Origin of the sequence: Mycobacterium sp. WUMAC-067, assembly GCF_020217485.1 — a bacterium.
Taxonomy (GTDB): Bacteria; Actinomycetota; Actinomycetes; order Mycobacteriales; family Mycobacteriaceae; genus Mycobacterium.
In genome coordinates this window covers 14,384-34,730 of record NZ_JAEKMI010000020.1, presented here as the reverse complement: position 1 = coordinate 34,730, position 20,347 = coordinate 14,384, and the positions used below count along the sequence as shown (strand labels likewise).

Here is a 20,347-nt window from a genome sequence, read left to right as displayed (position 1 = left end):
CCCGTGGCAAGGTCGGTGGAAGATGCCCAATTCCCTTGAGCTCGACGGACGTGGCCCCTCCGACCGCCAGCTGTTCGGCGTCGGCATCGCCGTCGTGGTGGTCAGCGCCCTGGTCACCGCCGCGATGTTGGTCAAATCCACTGGCAGACTGGACGATTACGTGCGGGTGGTTGCCGATCTGGTCAACGTGGGCGACGGCCTCCCGCAGAAATCGGACGTCAAATATCACGGCGTGCTCGTCGGAATGGTCGACGACGTCGTCCCGGCCGCGCACGGCAAACCCAACTATGTCCACATCGACCTCAAACCCGAATACGCCAAGTCGATTCCGGCCGCCGTGACCGCGCGCGTGGTGCCGAGCAATGTGTTCGCCGTGTCGTCGGTGCAGTTGGTGGGCTCCCCAAACCAAAAGGGCCCGGGGGCGAAAATCCGCCAGGGCACGCATATTCCAGAGGACAAGCGGTTGCCGACCGTGTTGTTCCAGACGACGGTCAGCAAGTTGCGCGACCTGCTGGCCGCCGCGGGGCGCGGCCGTGACGACAGGTCGGTGGGGATCCTGGCCGCCCTGGGTGCGGCGACCGACCACCGCCGCGTCAGCCTGCTCAACGCCGGCGCGCAGTTGAATCACCTTCTCGACCAGCTCAATTCGATCGTCAGCACCGACACCGGCCCGTCGACGGTGTCCGCGCTGCTCGATGCGACGACGGGGCTCGCGCAGACGGCCCCCGACCTTCTCGACGCATTGCATCAGGCCGTCGAGCCGATGCGGACATTCGCCGAGACGCGCGGACAGCTGAGCTCGCTGCTGTCGGGTGCGGACGACACGGTCGGCACGACGCGCCAGTCGTTCGACAACCACATCGACCAACTCATCCGGATCACCACCGATTTCACGCCGGTGTTCGGTGTGTTGGCGCAGAAGTCGAACAATTTCGTGCCCGCAGTGACGAAATTGGACAACCTTGCCAACCAGTTCATGGAGCAGGTCTGGAACCCGGACACAAATCTGGGCAACATGCGCGCGATGCTGACGTTCACGCCCAGTTCCACCTACACCCGCGCCGACTGTCCACACTACGGCGAGCTGAAGGGGCCGAGCTGCTTTACCGCGCCGCTGATCCCGGTGCGCCCCGATCTGCCCGAGGTGCTGCTGCCGCAGAACTATCATCCACCCAAGGATCTGGCTCCGCCGCCGGGCACCGTGATCGGTCCGGACGGAAACCTGGTTGCCGTGGGCCCGCCGCTGATCAACCCGACTCCCAATTTGACCGATCCGAATCCCCCGCTGGCCCCGGGGATTACGCCGTCACCGCCCGTTCCCGGCAGCGCGAATCCCGACAACCCGTCGCCGGGGGCGCCGGCGACACCACAACCGCACCAGCCGTGGGTCGCACCGGTGGCGCCCAAGGCGCCCTGGATTCCGCAGGCCTCGTTTGGTCCCTCACATTTCGGGGGGAACGTGGGACCCGTTGGGAGCCAGTATGAACGAAACATGTTGGGTGTGATCACCGGTGGCCCCGCCACACCGGCCACGGAGCTGCTGCTCGGTCCGGTCGCCCGCGGCACCACGGTGTCGGTAGCCCATCCGTCCGGTGAGGCCAAATGAAATTTCGCGGCCCGCTCATCGCGCTGACCCTGTTCATGATCGTCTCGCTGACGGTGACCTGGCTGGTGTATGTGAGCTTGCGGCGTGACGTCGCCGGTGACACGGCCAGATATTCGGCGGTGTTCAGCGACGTGTACGGGCTTCGCGAGGGCGACGACGTCCGCATGGCGGGAGTGCGCGTGGGCCGGGTCGAAAAGGTGGAACTGGACGGGAAACTGGCGAAAGTCTCGTTCGTGGTGCAGCAGGAACAACGGCTGTTCGGCAACACCCTCGCCTCGGTGACTTATCAGAACATCGTCGGGCAGCGCTACCTGGGACTGTCGTTGGGCAAGGAAGGCAGCCCCGAACTGCTTCCGCCGGGCAGCACCATCCCGCTGGAACGCACCGAACCCTCTTTCGACGTCACCACGCTGCTCAACGGCTACGAACCGTTGTTCAGCCTGCTGAACCCCCACGACGCCGACAACCTCACCAAAGGCATCATCGCCTCGCTGCAAGGTGACACGTCATCGCTGGCCACACTGGTCGGCCAGACCTCCACGCTCACAGAGACATTCGCGGGGAGGGATCAGGCCCTGGGCAGCGTGATCACCAACCTCAACAAGGTGGTGGGCAACCTCGCGGCCCAAAACGACGACCTCGACGGGGTCATCACACAGACCCGCAGCGTCGTCGGTGAGCTCGACCAGCGGCGCCCCGACCTGGTCGCCTCGGTGGGTTCGCTGGCGCGGGTGACGGGCCGACTGTCGACCTCGGCGACCGACGTGTACCCGGCATTGCGCGAATTCATCGATCGCAAGCCCGGTGTCGCCAGACACATCATGGACGTCGAACCGCAGGTGGCGTTCTTCGGCGACAACATCCCGCTGCTGCTGAAAGGCCTCACCCGGGTCGGCAATCAAGGCGCCTACGGCAACGCCTACGTGTGCGACGTGAACTTCATGGGGTTCTTCCCCGGGCTCAACGATGTCGTGCCGATCATCATCAACGCGGCCACCCCGGGAAACAGGGCGTGGCACACCCCGAGGTGCAGGAGCACCGTCGATGGCTGACAAGACTGTGCGGCAACGGCTTTCGGGGATGAAGAAGCGGCCGCTGGAAAGCTACAACAAGACCTGGCTGGGGTTCATCGCGGTCGCGGTGGTGGCGGTGGTCATCGGGGTCATGCTGCTGGTGCATGCCATCGGCGCCGGCTATCGGCACTACACCGCCGAGTTCCTGCAAGCGGCTTCGCTGCGGGCGGGCAACCCCATCGTGGTCGCGGGCATTCCGGTGGGCAACGTCACGAGCATGAAACTCGTCGGCGACCACGTCGAGGCGGGGCTGAAGGTCCGGGACGACATCAAGCTGGGCAAGGACTCCCGGGCGCAGATCAGGGTCACCACAATCCTGGGGTCGCGCTACCTCGCGCTGGAACCCAACGGGCCGGCGCACCTGCCCAACAACACATTCGACCTGGCGCACACCGAGGTGCCCTACGACCTGCAGGCCGCGTTGCAGGACGCCACCACCACTTTCGAACAGGTCGACTCCGACAGGTTCGCACAGTCGCTGGCGGTGCTCGGCAAGCAACTCGAGGGACTGCCCTCCGTGGTGCCGCAGGCAATCACGAACATCAACACCCTTTCGTCGATCATCGCGGTGCGCCGCGACCAGCTTGGACAGCTGCTGCGCAGCACCGAGCAGGTTACGAACACGCTGCGGCGCCAGCAGGCCGGTATCGGCGCGCTGGTCGACCAGGGGCAGGACCTGCTCGGCCAATTCGTCGCGCGGCGCGCCGTTTTCCACGCGATGATGCAATCCCTCTCGAGCCTTGTCGACACCATGAGCCAGGTCGTGGTCAACGACCGCTCGGGTCTGGACGCGCTGATCAAAGACATGCGCGACTTCACCAACCTGATGTCCGCGCACGACGACCTGCTGCACAGCATGCTGCAAACCAGCCCGATCTTCTTTCGCGAGGCGGCCAACCTCACCGGTGACGGCAACGCGATCAACTTCAACGCGCCCAACGTGCCCCTGATCGACTCCTGGATGTGCGCGATCAGCGGCCGCGCCAAGCAGTTCGGCATGATCCAGTACTTCAAGGACTGCAAATGAGGGGGTTCGGCGCCAGGGCGCTGGCCATCGTCGCCGCGGTCGCGGTCATCGGCGCGGTGGTCGGCGTCGGTTGGTGGTACCTGCGTTCCGACGAGGACACGATCACGGTGACCGCCCAATTCGACAGCGCCTCAGGACTTTACGAGGGCAACGTGGTGGCGGTGCTCGGCATGCCGGTGGGCAAGGTCACCAAGATCAACGCCAAGGGCGGCTACGTCGAAGTTGACTTCACCGTCGACCGCCACGTCAAGGTTCCCGCCACCGCGCAAGCGGTCACGGTGTCGACCTCCATCCTCACCGACCGCCAGATCGAACTCACACCGCCCTACCACGACGGGCCGACCCTGCAGAACCACGACACCATCGGATTGCCCCGGACCAAGACACCGGTCGAATTCAGCAGCGTCCTCAACGTCCTGGACAAGGTGACCAAGTCGCTCGAGGGCGACGGCCGCGGCGGCGGCCCGATCGCCGACGTGCTCAATGGCGGGACCGAGGTGATCAACGGCAACGGCGAAAAGATCAAAGCGGCGCTGGGCGAACTGTCCAAGGCGCTGCGCCTGTCCAGCGACGGCGGCGCGACGACCCGTGAGCAGATCACCACGATCGTCAAAAACATCAGTACGCTGTTCGACGCCGTGGCCGCCAATGACACGAAATTGCGCGAATTCGCCTCCACCATCCACCAAGTCAGCCAGATCATGGCGGACGAAAATCTCGGCAGTGGCAGCACCGGACGCAAACTCGACCAACTCATCCAGCGGGCCGGCGACCTGCTTGACGCCAACCGCGACAACATCAAGCAGACGGTCGTCAACGGCAATGCCGCGCTCAAGACCGTGACCGAGCAGAGGCGCGACCTGGCCGAGCTCCTGGATCTCGCTCCACTGGTGGCCGACAACGCCTACAACATGATCGACCGGGCCAACGGTGCCGTGCGCGCCCGCTTTTTGACGGACCGATTGCTCTTCGACAGCCAGTACACCAAAGAGATCTGCAACCTGATGGGCCTTCGTCAACTGGGCTGCAGCACCGGGACCATCCAGGACTTCGGCCCCGATTTCGGGCTGACCTACGTCCTCGACGGCATGGCCGCCATGGGGCAGAAATGATGACGGCGCGCACCCGGGGAATGCCGGCGGTGCTGGCCGCGGCCATGGTCACCGCAGGATGCGCCACGAACGGCCTTGCCAGCCTGCCCCTTCCGGCGCCGGGGCTGGGTTCGGGAGGGTATTCACTGAACGCCGTGTTCTCCAACGCGCTCAACCTGCCGATGAACGCCAAGGTCAAGCTCGCCGGGGCCGACGTCGGGCAACTCGAGTCGATGGTTGCGCGCAACTACACCGCCCTCACCAGGCTGCGGATCAGGGAGGGCGTGCAACTGCCCCGCGGCAGCACCGCCGAATTGCGCACCGCGACGCCACTGGGCGACGTGTTCGTCGCGCTGAAGCCGCCCGGCGCGGATGAGGGGGACGGGCCGCTATTGAAGAACGGCGACACCATCGGCCTGGACTCCACCGCGGCCGCCGCGACCGTCGAGTCGGTGCTGAGCTCGGCGGCGATTCTCGTAAACGGTGGCGCGGTACGCAATTTCACCAACATCATCAACGGTTTCGGCAAGGCGACCGGTGACCAGGGACAGGCGTTCGGAGACATGATCCGCAAGTCCAACGAGTTGCTCGGGACGCTGGATTCGCGATCCGATCAGATCAAGAACGCGTTGAGCCAATTGTCGCGGCTGGCCGACCAACTCGACGCCAAGAATCAAACGATCAGCGACCTGATGGCGGCGGCCAGGCCCGCGACGTCGGCCCTGGCCGCCAACACCACCCAGCTTTCCAATTTGGCCGTCCAGGTGGGCGACACCACGCGGTTGCTGGCCAGGTTCCCGTCGATCGGCGGGACCGACACCAGCGGCCGCAGCGTGATCCGCGACCTGAACACCATCGCCGGGGCCGCCAACGACGTCGTGGTGAGCCCGGACACCAGCTGGCTGTCGGTGAACAGGCTGATCCCCCCGTTGGTCAAATCGACGGCGGGGAACTCGATTTCGGTGCACGTGGGCGTGGACAAGATCATGCTCGGTTCGCTGCCCGATATCGGATACCCGGGTGACATCGGGCTGCACGGACCCCACCACTACAACGTGAACCTGCTCGTGGGCACCCTCAAGTACACCCTGTGGCGGCTACAGGAGCGGGTGGTCGGCCGGGGACCGGATTCGCCGCAGGTTCCCGTCATCCCGGACCCGACCATCCCGGGCCAAATCGATGTCGCCCCCGGACCCCCGCCGGGACCGGTCCCGCCACCGGGGCCGGCCGAACCGCCGCCGCCGGGGCCGGGGCCGGGGCCGGGGCCGCACTCATGATCCGCGCCATCGCCGACTTCGCCAATCTCGTTGTCCGGGCGGTGCGTACGGGCCACCGGCAACAGGTGTGGCTGTCGGTGGCCGGGTTGGCGCTCATCCTGGTCGTGGCCACCGCCTACCTGTTGATCGGCGCCTTGCGGGTGAAGCCCTTCGCCGCGTCCTACCGGGTCACCATACAGTTGGCCGATTCGGGCGGGCTCCTCCCCAACCAGGACGTCGCGCTGCGGGGGGTGCGCATCGGCCGGGTCGAGTCGCTGGAGATCACCGACCACGGGGTGAACGCCGTCGCCACCATCACGTCGAAGGTGCGGATCCCGGCGAACAGCGTCGTGCACGTGTCGGCGCTCTCGCCGGCCGGTGAGCAGTACGTCAACTTCGAAGCCGCGTCCGACGCCGGCCCGTACTTGCACGACGGCAGCCGCATCGCCCTGGACCACACCACGGTTCCGGTCAGCTTGGCGCAGTTGCTGGGCGACGCCGACGGGCTGCTGGCCCAGGTGGACCCGCACAAGATCGAGTTGATCAAGAAGGAACTGAGCCTGAGCAAGGAAGGTCCGGCGAAGCTGACCGCCATCGTCGACGGCGGCACTTTCCTGCTTTCGACGCTGGATTCGGTGCTGCCGCAAACCACCAGCATCATCAAGACCAGCCGGGTCGTGCTCACCCTGGCGAGCGACAAGAACTCCGGCTTGGGCTCTGCCGCAACAGAACTCAACCAAACGCTGACCGGCGTGGCCCGGATGCAGGCCGGCTATCGCCGTTTGACCCAGCAGACGCCGCGCACGCTTTCGGCCGTCGACAATCTGTTCGCCGACAATTCCGACACGATGGTGCAGTTGCTGGGCAGCATGGCCACCATGTCGCAGCTTTTGTATCTGCGGGTCCCGGCGCTCAACGCGCTGTTCCCGGACTATCGTGGGTCGGTATTGGACGCGGTGACGAGCGCGTTTCACGACAATGGAGTCTGGGCGATTGCCGATCTCTACCCCCGCTACGTGTGCGACTACGGAACTCCCTCGCACCCACCGTCGGCCGCCGACTACTACGAGCCGTTCATGTACACCTACTGCCGCGACGACGACCCCGCGGTCTCGATCCGCGGCGCCAAGAACGCGCCGCGCCCGGGCGGCGACGACACCGCCGGCCCGCCGATGGGCGCGAACCTGGGCCAGCGAACCGATCCGACCCCCAAGGGCCGCTACACCATTCCCACCCCCTACGGCGGCCCGCAGCTGCCGATCGAACCGCCGCACTAGGCCTGAACCGCCCGAGCCGATCCCTAGGAGATGACCGTGATCGTGACCTCCCAAAAGAATCCGAAGTCCGAGGCCGTCAAAACGGAGCCGGACGTCGGATCGACGGAAGCCGCCCCCGACGATGTCGACGACGTGACCGCCTGCGAGGCCGACGAGCAAGCCGACGAGGGTGGTCTGCTCACACGCAAGCGTCGCGACTCCGAACGCGGCAAACGGCCCTGGAAGCAATACCTGCGCCGCAGCATACTGCCGCTGTTACTCGTTGCCTCGCTTGCGGTTTCGGGGTTCCTGGGATGGCGGCAGTGGCAAGACCATCAGGTCAAGGTGGCCGGCGAACAGGCCCAGCAGGCGGCCATCGCTTACGCGCAGGTACTGACGAGCATTGACTCGAACAAGGTCGACGAGAACTTCAGGCAGGTGCTCGACGGCGCGACCGGCGAGTTCAAGGACATGTACACCCAGTCCAGTGTGAAACTTCGGCAGCTACTGATCGACAACAAAGCCACCGCGCATGGGGAGGTGGTGGACTCGGCCATCCAGTCCGCATCCACCAACAAGGTCGTCGTGCTGGTGTTCATCGACCAGACCGTCACCAACACGGCCGCTCCCGACCCGCGCATCGACCGCAGCAGGATCAAGATGACCATGGAAAAGGTCGACGGCCGCTGGCGGGCAAGCAAAGTGCAGCTGCTGTGATGCGCCGGCTCATAGCGGCATCCGTATTGGCCGCCGCCGCAACGCTTCCCACCTTCCCCGCTGCGCACGCATCGGCCCCGTCATTCTGTGGCGAGCTCGGCGGGAACTGGGACGGCCAATATTGCCACACCTCGGTGACCTCGGAACGCAACGCCGTGCGCGACATCAAGGTCGCGGTGCCCGAGGATCTGGTCGACAATCCGACCACGGGTCCGGTGATCCGCGACTACCTGCACACCCTGGTCAACAATTGGCGAAACGCCAACTCCAGCATGGCCGCCGACAGCTACGGCGAGGAGAACTTCGAAGTCTTCCGGCACGCCAACCTGCTCAGCGCGGTGTTTCATGAGGACTATCACGCCGACGGCCCCCAGCCCAACAACGCCTATCGGACCTTCACATTCGACATGGCAAGCGGAAGACGGGTGCAGCTGGCGGACCTGACGACGTCAGACCCGCTGACCGCCATTCCCCCACTGGCCCAGCCGTTTGTCCAAACCGCGCTCGATCAGGCGCCGCCGCCGCACGACCCGGGAACCTACCCGTTCGTCGTGGACCGCTGGACGCCGGACAAGGTCTATTCGGGGGCGTACAAGGCGTGGGCGGTGACGCCCGACGAGCTGATCCTGTACATGCCGGACTACCCGGTGGGCCACGACAGCCCGATCAACTTCTCACCCGGCCTGCCGCAGTGGTACATGGACGGGGGCACCGTGCAAGCGCATATTCCGCTGTCCGCCTTGGCTTCCGTGCTCCGCGTCTAAGCGCGCGTCGGCTCGCTCGTGTCGATGCGTGGGAACCACGGCGCCCCCCGCAGCGGGCGGTAGTCGGCGACCGCGAATGCGGTTGCGGCCGCAGAAATCAGCGCGCCGAAGACACCCGGCTGACGCGCGGCGTGTTCGGGGAAATCACAGGGAATCAGCCAGGCGAGCAACAACATTGACGTGGTGTTGAGTAGGTCGGTTGCGGCGATGAGCGAAAGGTCAGGGCGGCCCGCGCCAAATTGCCCGCCGGTGATCGCGGTGGCGATGCCGAACAACCCGGCGACCAGGAAAAGGACGGCGGCCACCGTGTTGAACTCCCAACCGCTGCGGTTGGTGCCCTCAACCCCGGCCCAAGGCAAAAAGAGTGTCGATATCAAGCAGGCGCCGCCGACGCCGGCTATCAGCCGTCGGTACGTGGGTGTTGTGGTAGCCATCTCGGTCCTCCGTTGTTGCGGACGGGTGGCACCGCCCGCGTTGCCATAACAATCGTTATTCCTAGTCAGAGTCCACATAACGCTTGTTATGGCAGGATGTCAATGATGTCTTCGACCACAACTTCGTTGAGCGTCCGAGATCGCCTCGTGGCCGCCGCGCTGTCGGTTCTCGAGAGGGACGGACCGGCGGCGATCCAAGCGCGCACGGTTGCGGGCGAGATCGGCGCGTCCACGATGGCGGTGTACACACACTTCGGTGGCATGCCCACGCTCATCGAGGCGATGATGCGTGAAGGCCTTGCGCGCTTCGCCGAGCACACTCGCGCGGTGGCCCACACGGACGACCCGATGGCCGATCTCATCGCCGGCGGACTGGCCTACGGTGAGTTCGCGATGCAAAACCCGCAGCTGTACCGGTTGCTGTTCGGTCTCAGCGACATTGGCAGAGTCGACAAACTTTTAGCGGGTGGGGCCACGCCTTGGGATCTCGCCGAAGGTGTCGACGCGCTGTCCGTTCTGGTGGCCGCGGTCGAGCGGGTCATCGAAGCCGGGCGGATCCGATCGCAGGATCCGGCCGCCGCGGCCACCCAAATCCTCAGTGCTACACACGGATTCGTCCTGCTGACTATGGGCGGATTCATCGACACCCAAGGGCTGCAAGACGTGATGGCCCCGATGGCGGTCAACCTGATGGTGGGTCTCGGCGACACCCGCCGGCGCGCCGAACGCTCCCTGGCCGCCGCGATGAAAGCGCGCGTTTCTCCGGCGCACGACAACTGATGACTCGGCCCCGAACGCCACCGCCCGTCAGCGCGATAGGTGAGCTCGCCTCACGCCGGGCTCGTGGACCGCGGCGGGCTCAGTCCTCCGGGTTGTAGGCGAGGTTGGAGCTGAGCCAGCGCTCACCTTCCTTCAGGGTCCAGCCCTTGCGCCTCGCGTAGTCGGCGACCTGATCCTGGGCCATCCGGCCGACCACGAAGTACTGCGACTGCGGGTGTGAGAAATACCAGCCGCTGACGGCGGCCCCGGGCCACATCGCCATCGACTCGGTCAACTCGATGCCGGTCCGCTCCGTAACGTCCATCAACTTCCAGAGCGTCGCCTTCTCGGTGTGCTCCGGGCAGGCCGGGTAACCCGGGGCGGGCCGGATTCCCTGGTACTTCTCGGCGATGAGTGCCTCGTTGTCCAAGTGCTCGTCGGGCTGGAATCCCCAGAACTCCTTGCGGACCCGCTGGTGCATCCGTTCGGCGAACGCCTCCGCCAGCCGGTCGGCGAGCGACTCCAGCAGGATCGCGCTGTAGTCGTCCAGGGCTGCCTTGAACTCCGCGATCTTTTCTCCGCTGCCGAGCCCGGCGGTGACGGCGAAGGCGCCGATGTAGTCGGCCAGGCCGGTGTCCTTGGGCGCGATGTAGTCGCCCAGCGACCGGTTGGGGATGCCCTCCCGGTGCTCACCCTGCTGACGCAGGTGGTGCAGCGTGGTCAGCACCTCGGTGCGGGTGTCGTCGGTGTAGACCTCGACGTCTTCCACACCCGAGCCGACCGCGTTGGCCGGGAAGAACCCGATCACCGCGTTGGCGGTCAGCCACTTCTCCTTGATCAGGGTGTCGAGCATCTCTTGGGCGTCGTCGTACAGCTTGCGGGCAGCCTCGCCCGAGGCCGGGTTGTTGAGGATGTCGGGGAAGCGGCCCTTCATCTCCCAGGCGTTGAAAAACGGCTGCCAGTCGATGTACTCGCGCAACTCCGCGAGGTCGTAGTCCTTGAACTCCCGCACCCCGAGACCCTGGGCGGGCACCGGCGGCGTGTAGCCGTCCCACTCGATCGGGGTCCGGTTGGCGCGGGCCTTCTCCAGCGTGAGCATCGGGCGCTCGTTCTTCTGCGCGTGCCGCTCGCGCAGCGATGCGTAATCCTTCTCGGTGGCCTCCAGCAGGCCCGGCCGCTGTTTGTCGTCGAGGAGGGCCGCGGCGACCGGAACCGAGCGGGACGCGTCCTTGACCCACACCACCGGACCGGTCCGGCGCGGCGATATCTTCACCGCCGTGTGAGCGCGGGAGGTGGTCGCGCCACCGATCAGCAGCGGGATCTCGAGGCCTTCACGTTCCATCTCGACGGCGAAGTTGGACATCTCGTCCAGTGACGGGGTGATCAGTCCGGACAACCCGATGATGTCGGCGTCGTGCTCCCTCGCCGCGGCCAGGATCTTCTCGGCGGGCACCATCACACCGAGGTCGATCACTTCGAAGTTGTTGCACTGCAAGACAACCCCGACGATGTTCTTGCCGATGTCGTGGACGTCGCCCTTGACGGTCGCCATCACGATCGTGCCGTTGGTGTCCTTGCCTGCCCCGGCGCCGGACTCTTCCTTCTCCGCCTCGATGAACGGCAACAGGTACGCCACGGCCTTCTTCATCACCCGGGCCGACTTCACCACCTGGGGCAAAAACATCTTGCCCGAGCCGAAGAGGTCACCGACGACGTTCATGCCGTCCATCAGCGGGCCCTCGATCACCTCGATCGGGCGACCGCCCGCGTCGGCGATCTCGGCGCGCAATTCCTCGGTGTCGGCATCGACGTGTGCGTCGATGCCCTTGACCAACGCGTGCGTGATCCGCTCGCGAACCGGGAGGCTGCGCCACTCGGCTTCCGCCGCGGCGTCTTTCCCGGACTGGTCCGTGCTGTTGAAACGTTCGGCGATCTCCAGCAGCCGTTCGGCCGCGTCCTCGCGACGGTTCAGGACGACGTCCTCGATGCGGTCCCGCAACTCGGGGTCGATCGAGTCGTAGGGCACCAGCGCGCCGGCGTTGACGATGCCCATGTCCAGGCCGGCCTTGATGGCGTGGAACAAAAACACCGCGTGGATCGCCTCGCGGACGGGGTTGTTGCCCCGGAACGAGAACGACACGTTCGAGATGCCGCCGGAGATGTGCACCCCCGGAAGGTTCTCCTTGATCCAGGCGCAGGCCTCGATGAAGTCGATCCCGTACGTCGCGTGCTCCTCGATACCGGTTGCCAGCGCGAAGCAGTTCGGGTCGAAGATGATGTCCTCGGGCGGAAAGCCGACCTCTTCGGTCAGAATCCGGTAGGCGCGCCCGCAGATCTCCTTGCGGCGCTCCAGGTTGTCGGCCTGACCCTGCTCGTCGAAGGCCATCACGACGACGGCGGCGCCGTACTTGCGGCACAGCCGTGCCTCGCGGATGAACTTCTCCTCGCCCTCCTTCATGGAGATCGAGTTGACGATCGGCTTGCCCTGCACGTTCTTCAGGCCCGCCTCGATGACCTCCCACTTGGAGGAGTCGATCATCACCGGGACGCGGCTGATGTCCGGCTCGGCCGCGATCAGCTTGGTGAACCGGTCCATCGCGGCGACGCCGTCGATCATGCCCTCGTCCATGTTGATGTCGATGACCTGCGCGCCGACCTCGACCTGCTGCAGGGCCACCGACAGCGCGGTGTCGTAGTCCTCGGCCTTGATCAGGTTGCGGAACCGCGCGGAGCCGGTGATGTTGGTGCGTTCACCGATGTTCACGAACAGGGAGTCGTCGGTGATGTTGAGCGGCTCCAGGCCCGAGAGCCGGGTGGCCACCTCGATCTGCGGCACCTCGCGCGGCGGTTTGCCCTCGACGACCTTGGCGATCTCCGCGATGTGCGGCGGCGCCGTCCCGCAGCACCCGCCGACCAGGTTGACCAGGCCGGCCTCGGCGAAGTCGGCGATGTAGCCGGCCTGACGCTCCGGGGTCTCGTCGTACTCGCCGAAGGCGTTGGGCAGGCCGGCGTTCGGGTAGCAGGAGACGAAGGTGTCCGCGATGCGGGACATCTCGGCGATGTAGGGCCTCATCTCCGGCGCGCCCAGGGCGCAGTTGAGGCCCACCGCGATCGGCTTCGCGTGCCTGATCGCGTTCCAGAATGCTTCGGTGACCTGACCGGACAACGTCCGCCCGGACGCGTCGGTGATGGTGCCCGAGACGATCACCGGCCAGCGGCGTCCGCGGTCCTCGAACAGTGTCTCGACGGCGAACACCGCCGCCTTGGCGTTCAGCGAGTCGAAGATCGTCTCGATGATGAGGAGGTCGGCGCCGCCGTCGACCAGGCCGTTGGCGGCTTCGAGGTAGGCGGCGACCAGCTGGTCGTAGGAGACGTTGCGGGCGCCGGGGTCGTTGACGTCCGGCGAGATCGACGCGGTCCGCGTCGTCGGCCCGATGGCGCCGGCGACGTAGCGGGGCTTCTCGGGGGTGCTGTACTCGTCGGCGGCCTTGCGGGCCAGGGCGGCGCCGGCGTAGTTGAGCTCGTAGCTCAGGTCAGCCATGTCGTAGTCGGAGAGCGAGATCGCGTTCGCGTTGAACGTGTTGGTTTCCAGAATGTCGGCGCCCGCCTCGAGGTACTCGCGGTGGATCCCCTCGATGATCTGCGGCTGCGTGAGGTTGAGCAGGTCGTTGTTGCCCTGAAGAGCGGTCGGCCACTCCGTGAACCGATCGCCGCGGTAGCCGGCCTCGTCCGGCCGGTCCCGTTGGATCGCCGTCCCCATCGCGCCGTCGATCACCATGATCCGCTGGCGCAGAGCAGCCGTCAGTGCGGCGGTGCAGTCGGGGCGGACGTTCGGCGCGAAGGTGCTCGATGCGGAGGTGTCCAAGGCGGTCACGTGTAATCCTTCCGTAGCGGAAGGCGTCCTTGACTCTGCCGAGCGTGGCGGAAACCGGCAGTACCCGGATCCGTTGCAACGCCTCTCGACGGTGGAAAGTCTACGTCGTCACCCGACGTCTGGACGCCCCCAGCTCGACCCGATCCACGTGGGGGCCACGAGCCCCTCGATCCCCAGCTCGCGGATCGTGTCGGCAATGTCGTAGTTACCAAGGTTAACGAGATTGCAGCCGCACGTATTTCGCCTCGACCGCCGCGACGCCGTTGTGGATGCCCGTCGCAGCGTCGGTGTCGGAGCGGTGTTCGTCAGCGGCAGTCACGCCATAAGAATAGTCGTCCTATGTAAAGCTCCCGGTAAAACGCCCGGCGGGGCTCAATTCGCGGCCACCGCGCCCCGAAGATCGGGGCGGAAGGCCGTACGCTAATTCTGTGACCCCGCCCGACGGCCCCCCCTTTGGCCTCCCTAGTGGCAAGGCCGCATTACCCGAACTGCACCAGACCGTCGTCGTGGCCGCGTTCGAGGGCTGGAACGACGCCGGTGATGCGGCCAGCGACGCGCTCGAACACCTCGAGGCCATCTGGGAAGCGGACCCGATCTTGGAGATCGACGACGAGGCGTACTACGACTACCAGGTGAATCGGCCGGTGATCCGGCAGGTGGATGGGGTGACCCGCGAGCTGGTGTGGCCGGCGATGCGGATCTCGCACTGCCGGCCCCCGGGCAGTGACCGCGACGTCGTGCTGATGCACGGGGTCGAACCCAACATGCGCTGGCGCACCTTCTGCGCCGAGTTGGTGGCCATCGCCGACAAGCTCAACGTGGACACCGTGGTGATCCTGGGCGCCCTGCTGGCCGACACCCCGCACACCCGGCCGGTTCCGGTATCGGGCGCGGCCTACTCCCCCGAATCCGCGAAGCGCTTCGGGCTCGAGGAAAGCCGCTACGAGGGCCCCACCGGCATCGCCGGGGTGTTTCAGGATGCCTGCGTGGCCGCCGGGATCCCGGCGGTGACGTTCTGGGCCGCCGTGCCGCATTACGTGTCCCAGCCGCCGAACCCGAAGGCGACGGTGGCCCTGCTGCGCCGGGTCGAAGACGTGCTCGACATCGAGGTTCCGCTGGCGGACTTGCCGTCGGACGCCGAGGAATGGGAGCAGGCCGTCACCGAGATGGCCGCCGAGGACGAGGACCTCGCCGAATACGTGCAATCGCTGGAACAGCGCGGCGACGCCGAGGTGGACATGAACGACGCGTTGGGCAAGATCGACGGCGACGCCCTGGCCGCCGAGTTCGAGCGCTATCTGCGCCGCCGCCGCCCCGGCTACGGGCGCTAGTGGCGATCGCGAGCGCGGCGCAGCCGGGCGAAGCGGGTCGTCACCATCGACACTGACGGTGCGCCGGCGAACTTGCCGGCGACCGATCAACTACGGAAGCATCGCTTCGCGACCTACCGATTGGACGTTTCATGGCCGCGTCGCCTGGTGACGGCAACCCCCACGAAGTAGTCGGGGACTTCGGCGAAGACGCCGGTTACCGCAAGGGGCTCAAGCCCCGGCAAGTGCAGATGATCGGCATCGGCGGCGCGATCGGCTCCGGGCTGTTCCTGGGCGCGGGCGGCCGGCTGGCCAAGGCGGGACCCGGGATGTTCCTGGTGTACGCCGTCTGCGGGATATTCGTGTTTTTCATCCTGCGAGCACTGGGCGAGCTGGTCCTACATCGCCCGTCGTCGGGCTCGTTCGTGTCGTATGCGCGCGAATTCTTCGGCGAGAAGGCCGCCTACGCCATCGGCTGGATGTATTTCCTCGGCTGGTCGATGACCGCCATCGTCGACACCACCGCGATCGCCACCTATCTGCGGCGGTGGACGACATTCGAATCGATCCCGCAATGGGTGTTGGCGCTGCTGGCCCTCGTCGTCGTGCTGTCGATGAACCTGATCTCGGTGGAATGGTTCGGTGAGCTGGAATTCTGGGCGGCGCTGATCAAGGTTTTCGCGCTCATCGCCTTCCTGGTCGTGGGCATCGTCTTCGTGGCGGGGCGCTATCGGGTCGACGGCCACAGCACCGGGCTGAGCGTGTGGGCCGACCACAGCGGCCTCTTTCCCTCAGGCGTACTCGCGACGCTGCTGACCACCTCGGGTGTGGTATTCGCCTATGCCGCCGTCGAATTGGTGGGCACGGCCGCCGGGGAGACCGCCGAACCGGAAAAGGTCATGCCGCGCGCGATCAATTCGGTGATCGTTCGCATAGCGATCTTTTACGTCGGGTCGGTTGCGCTGCTGGCGTTGCTGCTGCCGTACACCTCCTACAAGGCCACCGAAAGCCCTTTTGTCACTTTCTTTTCCACGATCGGCTTCCACGGCGCCGGGGACCTGATGAACGTGGTGGTGCTCACCGCGGCCCTGTCGAGCCTGAATGCGGGGCTGTATTCCACCGGCCGCATCATGCACTCGATGGCCTCGAGTGGCAGCGCCCCCAGGTTCGCGACCCGGATGTCCAAGAACGGTGTGCCGTACGTCGGCATCACGATGGCGGCCGCCATCTGCCTGTTCGGCATTGCCCTGAATGCGGTCAATCCCGGCGAAGCCTTCGAGATCGTGCTCAACATCGTGGCGCCGGGCATCATCGCGTGCTGGGCGACCATCGTGTTGTGTCAACTGCGCGCCTACCGGCTGGCCAAGGCCGGGCTGTTGCAACGACCACGGTTTCGCATGCCGTGGGCGCCGTATTCGGGCTACCTCACACTGGCGTTCCTGGCCGCCGTCCTGGTCATGATGGCCTTCGACAAACAGACCGGCACCTGGACCATCGGCACGGTGGTGGTGGTCATCCCGGCGCTGAGCGCCGGATGGTTCCTGGTGCGCAACCGGGTGGCGGCCGTCGCGTCGCAGCGCGCGGCACAGACCGGCTAGTTACCGAGGCCTTGGTTATAGGCGCTCGTGGAGCGGCCGAGCGCGGCGACCTGGGCGTCCAGTTGGGGCAACAGCTCGGCGGTGGATTTGTGCAGGGGCAGTTCGCCGACCGAACTGGACAGCACCGGCTTGACCCAGCGGAACAGGGCCACCCAGCGCGGGCAGTACACGCGGGTGCGCCGGTGCTGGATGCCCTTGACGAACGCGGCCGCGCATTTGTCGACGGTCGTCGTCTTGTTCAGCGGCCACGGGAAGCTGGCCAGCAGTTGGTTGAACGCGGACAGGTCGGTCTGGGTGTCACGGACCAGCGCGGTGTCGATCCAGGACATATGCGCCGAGCCGACGCTCACGCCGTGGCGGGCCACCTCCAGCCGCAGCGCATTGGCGAACATCTCGACGCCGGCCTTGGAGGCGTTGTAGGGCGCCAGCCCGGGAGCCGCCGTGTACGCGGCCAGCGAGGAGACGATCAGCACATAGCCGCGACGCTCGATCACCGCGGGCAAGGTGGCGCGGACCGTGTGAAAGACACCGAGCACGTTGATGTCGAGCACCCGCTTGAACGCGTCGGGGTCGACCTGGGCCACCGACCCGTAACTCATGATGCCGGCGTTGGCCACCACGACGTCGATGCCGCCGAACCGCTCGACGGCGCGAGCGGCGGCGGCCTGCATCGCTGACAGGTCGCGCACGTCGGCGACCGCGGTCAGCACCCGGTCTTCGCCGAGGTCGGCGGCGAGCGCCTTCAGGTCGGCTTCGTTGAGATCGGTCAGGACGAGCTTGGCGCCCTTGGCGCACAGCCGGCGCGCGACCTCGGCCCCGATCCCCCGGGCACCGCCGGTGATGAAAACGACTTTGTCCCGCAGCGACGTCATGACCGCCAACGTACCGCGCGGTGGTCCGTGTGAAGGCCCCCGCGGGGTTCTCGACCAACTGCGAGGCATCCTCGGTCCGGCTCTACCGGGGTGGGCCAAGGTCGGCGCCGACAGATTTGCGCCCACGGCCACCGCCCGCCATGGATCAGCAGACGGATAAATTACGCACGAATGGAATTAGCGCCCAATTAAATTGACTCCACCGAAAGCACGTTCTATTTAGCGCGCGTCTTACAAATGCCGCGCAGTGTTGCAATGGACGATGCCGATCTCCGGCCAGTGGTGGGGCCAGTCTTTCGCAGCGGCGGTTTTCCGGGTTAACCACTACGCTAACTCGGCGCTTCCACTACTCTATTTCGCTCTCACCTTGCCCGACGACACCAGAGCCGACCGTAGGCTCCCGGCATGACACGCAATTGCGCATGTCGGCGGGGGCCGCTGGATCACGATCGACGTCGTGGCCCCACCGCCAGCGACCTCGGTAGACCGTTCAGGCGGCAACGCCGAACGTTACCGAAACTAAGTCGAATTCGGCCATATCCCCTAAGCCACCGGCGCGCGGTGGCCCCGCCAACCCAGTCACCGCGCGCCGGATTAAACAACGCATCCGCCTGGTCGGCTTGAGTTCGTAAAGGGAGGGATGATGCCCAGAAAATCGACTCCATCTAATCTTCCCGTGTGGAAATTTGTGTCCCATACGAACTTGGGTGATCTTGACACCTATCTCTGGCATCGTCAGGGCAGCAACCTATTCTGCTGGCGCCCGGTGGGAAAGACGTGGAATGCAGCGACAAAGAAGAACGTTGCGGGATGACGGACGTAACTGAATTCGCCGGCTAAAAGACGAAGAAAACAACGCAATCGTAGCTACATCGGCAGCGCGGGCGGAGCACACCAAATTTCTACGCGCCCCGACCAGACGGTCTGCGGAGCCACTGAGCATCCATCCCCTCGATAAAGAGACGTCCGCCTACGCGTTCAGGCGGGCGAACTGACCTTGCCGGTACTGCTCCACGCACGCCGCCCGCCGAACCTTGCCACTCGTGGTGATCGGTATCGAACCGGGCGTCACCAGAACCAGATCCGCGACGCCGATGCCGTGCGAGTTGGAGACCGCCGAGGTGACTTCGCGCTCGACGACGGTGAGCTTGTCCGCCCCCTTGTCGTGGGACGCGCCCTGGTTCTTGACTTCGATGATGACGACAAGCTTTTCCATGCCCCCCTGCGGAACCGCTATCGCCGCGCACCGGCCCCGGGTGATCTCCTGGACCGTCGCCTCGATGTCGTCGGGTGAGTGGTTACGCCCGTAGACGATCAACAGATCCTTGATGCGGCCGATGATGAACAGCTCGCCGTCGAAAAAGAATCCCGAGTCGCCGGTTCGCAGCCACGGCGCTTCGGGTATGCGGGCCGACGGTGCGGCCAGCCGATCGCCGAACGTGCGTTCAGTCGCGCGGGCCTTCTGCCAGTAGCCCATGGCAACGTTGTCACCGTGAATCCAGATTTCGCCGACGGTTCCCTCCGGGCACTCCATCCTGGTGTCGGGGTCGACGATGCGAATCATCGGTGACCGCGGCGCCCCGTAACTGATCAGCGTTGTCCCGGTTGCGCTTTCGCAGCGCGCCGCGGTGCCGGTGGCCAGCTTCTCGGAATCGAAGTGCACCATTTTCGGCGGCTGCGCCGGCGTGCGGGTCAACGCGTACACCGTCGCCTCTGCGAGTCCGTAAGCCGGCCGTACCGCCTTGTCGGGCAAATTGAAGCGCGCGAACCGCTCGGTGAACCGCCGCAACGTCGCAGGATGCACACGTTCGCTGCCGCTGAGGATGACCAGCACATCCCCCAGATCCAGTCCCGCCATATCCTCGCCCGATGTTTTGCGTGCCGCCAATTCGAAAGCGAAGTTCGGCGCCGCCGAAAATGCGTGACGTTCCGTCGCAAGCGATTGCATCCACCGGGCCGGTCGCTGCAGGAACGACACCGGACTCGTCAGCACAGCGCGAATTCCGCCCAGAACCGGTGCGCACACTCCCAGTATCAAACCCATGTCGTGATAAAACGGCAGCCACGAGACAATGGTCGTGTCTGGTGGAGCGACGCCTCCGTACTCCGCGCAGAAGTCGGACATGACCTGCCCGAAATTTGCCAGCAAGTTCCTATGCGAGACCATCACCCCGGTCGGTTGACGGGTCGATCCGGACGTGTACTGCAAATACGCCAGCCCTAGGTGATCAGAGCCCCCGGCGCCGGACCCTGTCCGGGCGTCCAGTCCCAGCCGGTCGACCTGAACGACGGATGGAACGGGTCCGCCAGATTGCGACTTGACGTATCCGGCAACGGTTTCCGCGACTGAGGACGTTGTGAGAATGACAGTCGGCGACGCGTCGCGCAGCACCGAACCGACGCGCTCATCGCTGACGCCACCCAGCGGAAGCGCAAGCGGAACCGCGACCTGTCCCGCGTGCAATGCGCCGAGGAAAGCCACGATGTAATCCAGCCCCTGCGGGGACATGATCACAGCGCGGTCGCCCCTCGACCCGTAATGCTGAAGTCCCCGTGCAACATTCACCGTTCGCCGATGCAGCTGAGACCACGTCAGGCTTTCGGCAATCCCGTTCCAGTCCTGCTCGTAATCAATGAAGGTGAACGCCGTGTCGTTGGGCTGCAAGCTGGCGCGTTCACACAGCAGGTTCGAAATTGACGTTTCAACCAT

General features: G+C 65.6%; 15 protein-coding genes. 11 read left to right on the top strand and 4 right to left on the bottom strand.

The window, feature by feature from the left end; translation table 11 throughout:
* Nucleotides 1-22: 22 nt before the first annotated feature.
* Genes JF781_RS15695 through JF781_RS15660 form a run of 8 tightly spaced genes read left to right on the top strand, consistent with a single transcriptional unit; the run spans nt 23 to nt 8,790 of the window.
* Nucleotides 23-1,606, top strand: coding sequence for an MlaD family protein (locus tag JF781_RS15695; RefSeq protein ID WP_225326871.1), 1,584 nt, complete (start codon nt 23-25; stop codon nt 1,604-1,606).
* On the top strand, nt 1,603-2,658 hold the full coding sequence (locus JF781_RS15690; protein WP_225326872.1) for an MCE family protein: 1,056 nt from the start codon (nt 1,603-1,605) through the stop codon (nt 2,656-2,658). The genes JF781_RS15695 and JF781_RS15690 overlap by 4 nt, the downstream gene beginning before the upstream one ends.
* The gene (locus tag JF781_RS15685) at nt 2,651-3,706 is read left to right on the top strand and encodes an MCE family protein (protein ID WP_225326873.1); all 1,056 of its coding nucleotides are present in this window, start codon (nt 2,651-2,653) and stop codon (nt 3,704-3,706) included. Before JF781_RS15690 ends, JF781_RS15685 begins: the two co-directional genes overlap by 8 nt.
* A complete protein-coding gene (locus tag JF781_RS15680; RefSeq protein WP_225326874.1) occupies nt 3,703-4,818 on the top strand; it encodes an MCE family protein in 1,116 nt (371 codons plus the stop codon). The genes JF781_RS15685 and JF781_RS15680 overlap by 4 nt, the downstream gene beginning before the upstream one ends.
* A complete protein-coding gene (locus tag JF781_RS15675; protein ID WP_225326875.1) occupies nt 4,815-6,074 on the top strand; it encodes an MlaD family protein in 1,260 nt (419 codons plus the stop codon). The genes JF781_RS15680 and JF781_RS15675 overlap by 4 nt, the downstream gene beginning before the upstream one ends.
* Nucleotides 6,071-7,330, top strand: coding sequence for an MlaD family protein (locus JF781_RS15670; protein ID WP_225326876.1), 1,260 nt, complete (start codon nt 6,071-6,073; stop codon nt 7,328-7,330). The genes JF781_RS15675 and JF781_RS15670 overlap by 4 nt, the downstream gene beginning before the upstream one ends.
* A 30-nt stretch (nt 7,331-7,360) precedes the next feature.
* On the top strand, nt 7,361-8,026 hold the full coding sequence (locus JF781_RS15665; RefSeq protein WP_225326877.1) for a tetratricopeptide repeat protein: 666 nt from the start codon (nt 7,361-7,363) through the stop codon (nt 8,024-8,026).
* Nucleotides 8,026-8,790: a mannan-binding family protein gene (locus JF781_RS15660; RefSeq protein WP_255641924.1), complete on the top strand. Its 765-nt coding sequence runs from the start codon at nt 8,026-8,028 to the stop codon at nt 8,788-8,790. Before JF781_RS15665 ends, JF781_RS15660 begins: the two co-directional genes overlap by 1 nt.
* Here JF781_RS15660 and JF781_RS15655 read toward each other — a convergent pair.
* On the bottom strand, nt 8,787-9,224 hold the full coding sequence (locus JF781_RS15655; RefSeq protein WP_225326879.1) for a hypothetical protein: 438 nt from the start codon (nt 9,222-9,224) through the stop codon (nt 8,787-8,789). The genes JF781_RS15660 and JF781_RS15655 overlap by 4 nt on opposite strands.
* Before the next feature lie 126 nt (nt 9,225-9,350).
* Between JF781_RS15655 and JF781_RS15650 the strand changes: the two genes are divergently transcribed.
* Nucleotides 9,351-10,004 carry a TetR/AcrR family transcriptional regulator gene (locus tag JF781_RS15650; RefSeq protein ID WP_225326880.1) on the top strand — a complete coding sequence of 218 codons (654 nt, stop codon included), beginning with the start codon at nt 9,351-9,353 and terminating at the stop codon, nt 10,002-10,004.
* A gap of 79 nt (nt 10,005-10,083) precedes the next feature.
* Here the strand turns inward: JF781_RS15650 and metH are convergent, their stop codons facing one another.
* Nucleotides 10,084-13,857, bottom strand: a complete 3,774-nt coding sequence (gene metH, locus JF781_RS15645) for a methionine synthase (protein ID WP_225326881.1) — start codon at nt 13,855-13,857, stop codon at nt 10,084-10,086.
* 428 nt (nt 13,858-14,285) lie between these two features.
* On the opposite strand from metH, the gene JF781_RS15640 reads away from it, so the two are divergent.
* Together JF781_RS15640 and JF781_RS15635 are read left to right on the top strand one after the other, a co-directional pair.
* Nucleotides 14,286-15,188: a PAC2 family protein gene (locus tag JF781_RS15640; protein ID WP_225326882.1), complete on the top strand. Its 903-nt coding sequence runs from the start codon at nt 14,286-14,288 to the stop codon at nt 15,186-15,188.
* A 131-nt stretch (nt 15,189-15,319) separates the two neighbouring features.
* Complete coding sequence (locus JF781_RS15635; protein ID WP_225326883.1) at nt 15,320-16,765, top strand: amino acid permease; 1,446 nt, start codon at nt 15,320-15,322, stop codon at nt 16,763-16,765.
* Here JF781_RS15635 and JF781_RS15630 read toward each other — a convergent pair.
* Nucleotides 16,762-17,637, bottom strand: coding sequence for an SDR family oxidoreductase (locus JF781_RS15630; RefSeq protein ID WP_225326884.1), 876 nt, complete (start codon nt 17,635-17,637; stop codon nt 16,762-16,764). The two genes, JF781_RS15635 and JF781_RS15630, sit on opposite strands and share 4 nt — an antisense overlap.
* A 970-nt stretch (nt 17,638-18,607) precedes the next feature.
* Nucleotides 18,608-20,347 (bottom strand): AMP-binding protein, encoded by a 1,740-nt coding sequence (locus tag JF781_RS15625; RefSeq protein WP_225326885.1) that lies wholly within the window; start codon nt 20,345-20,347, stop codon nt 18,608-18,610.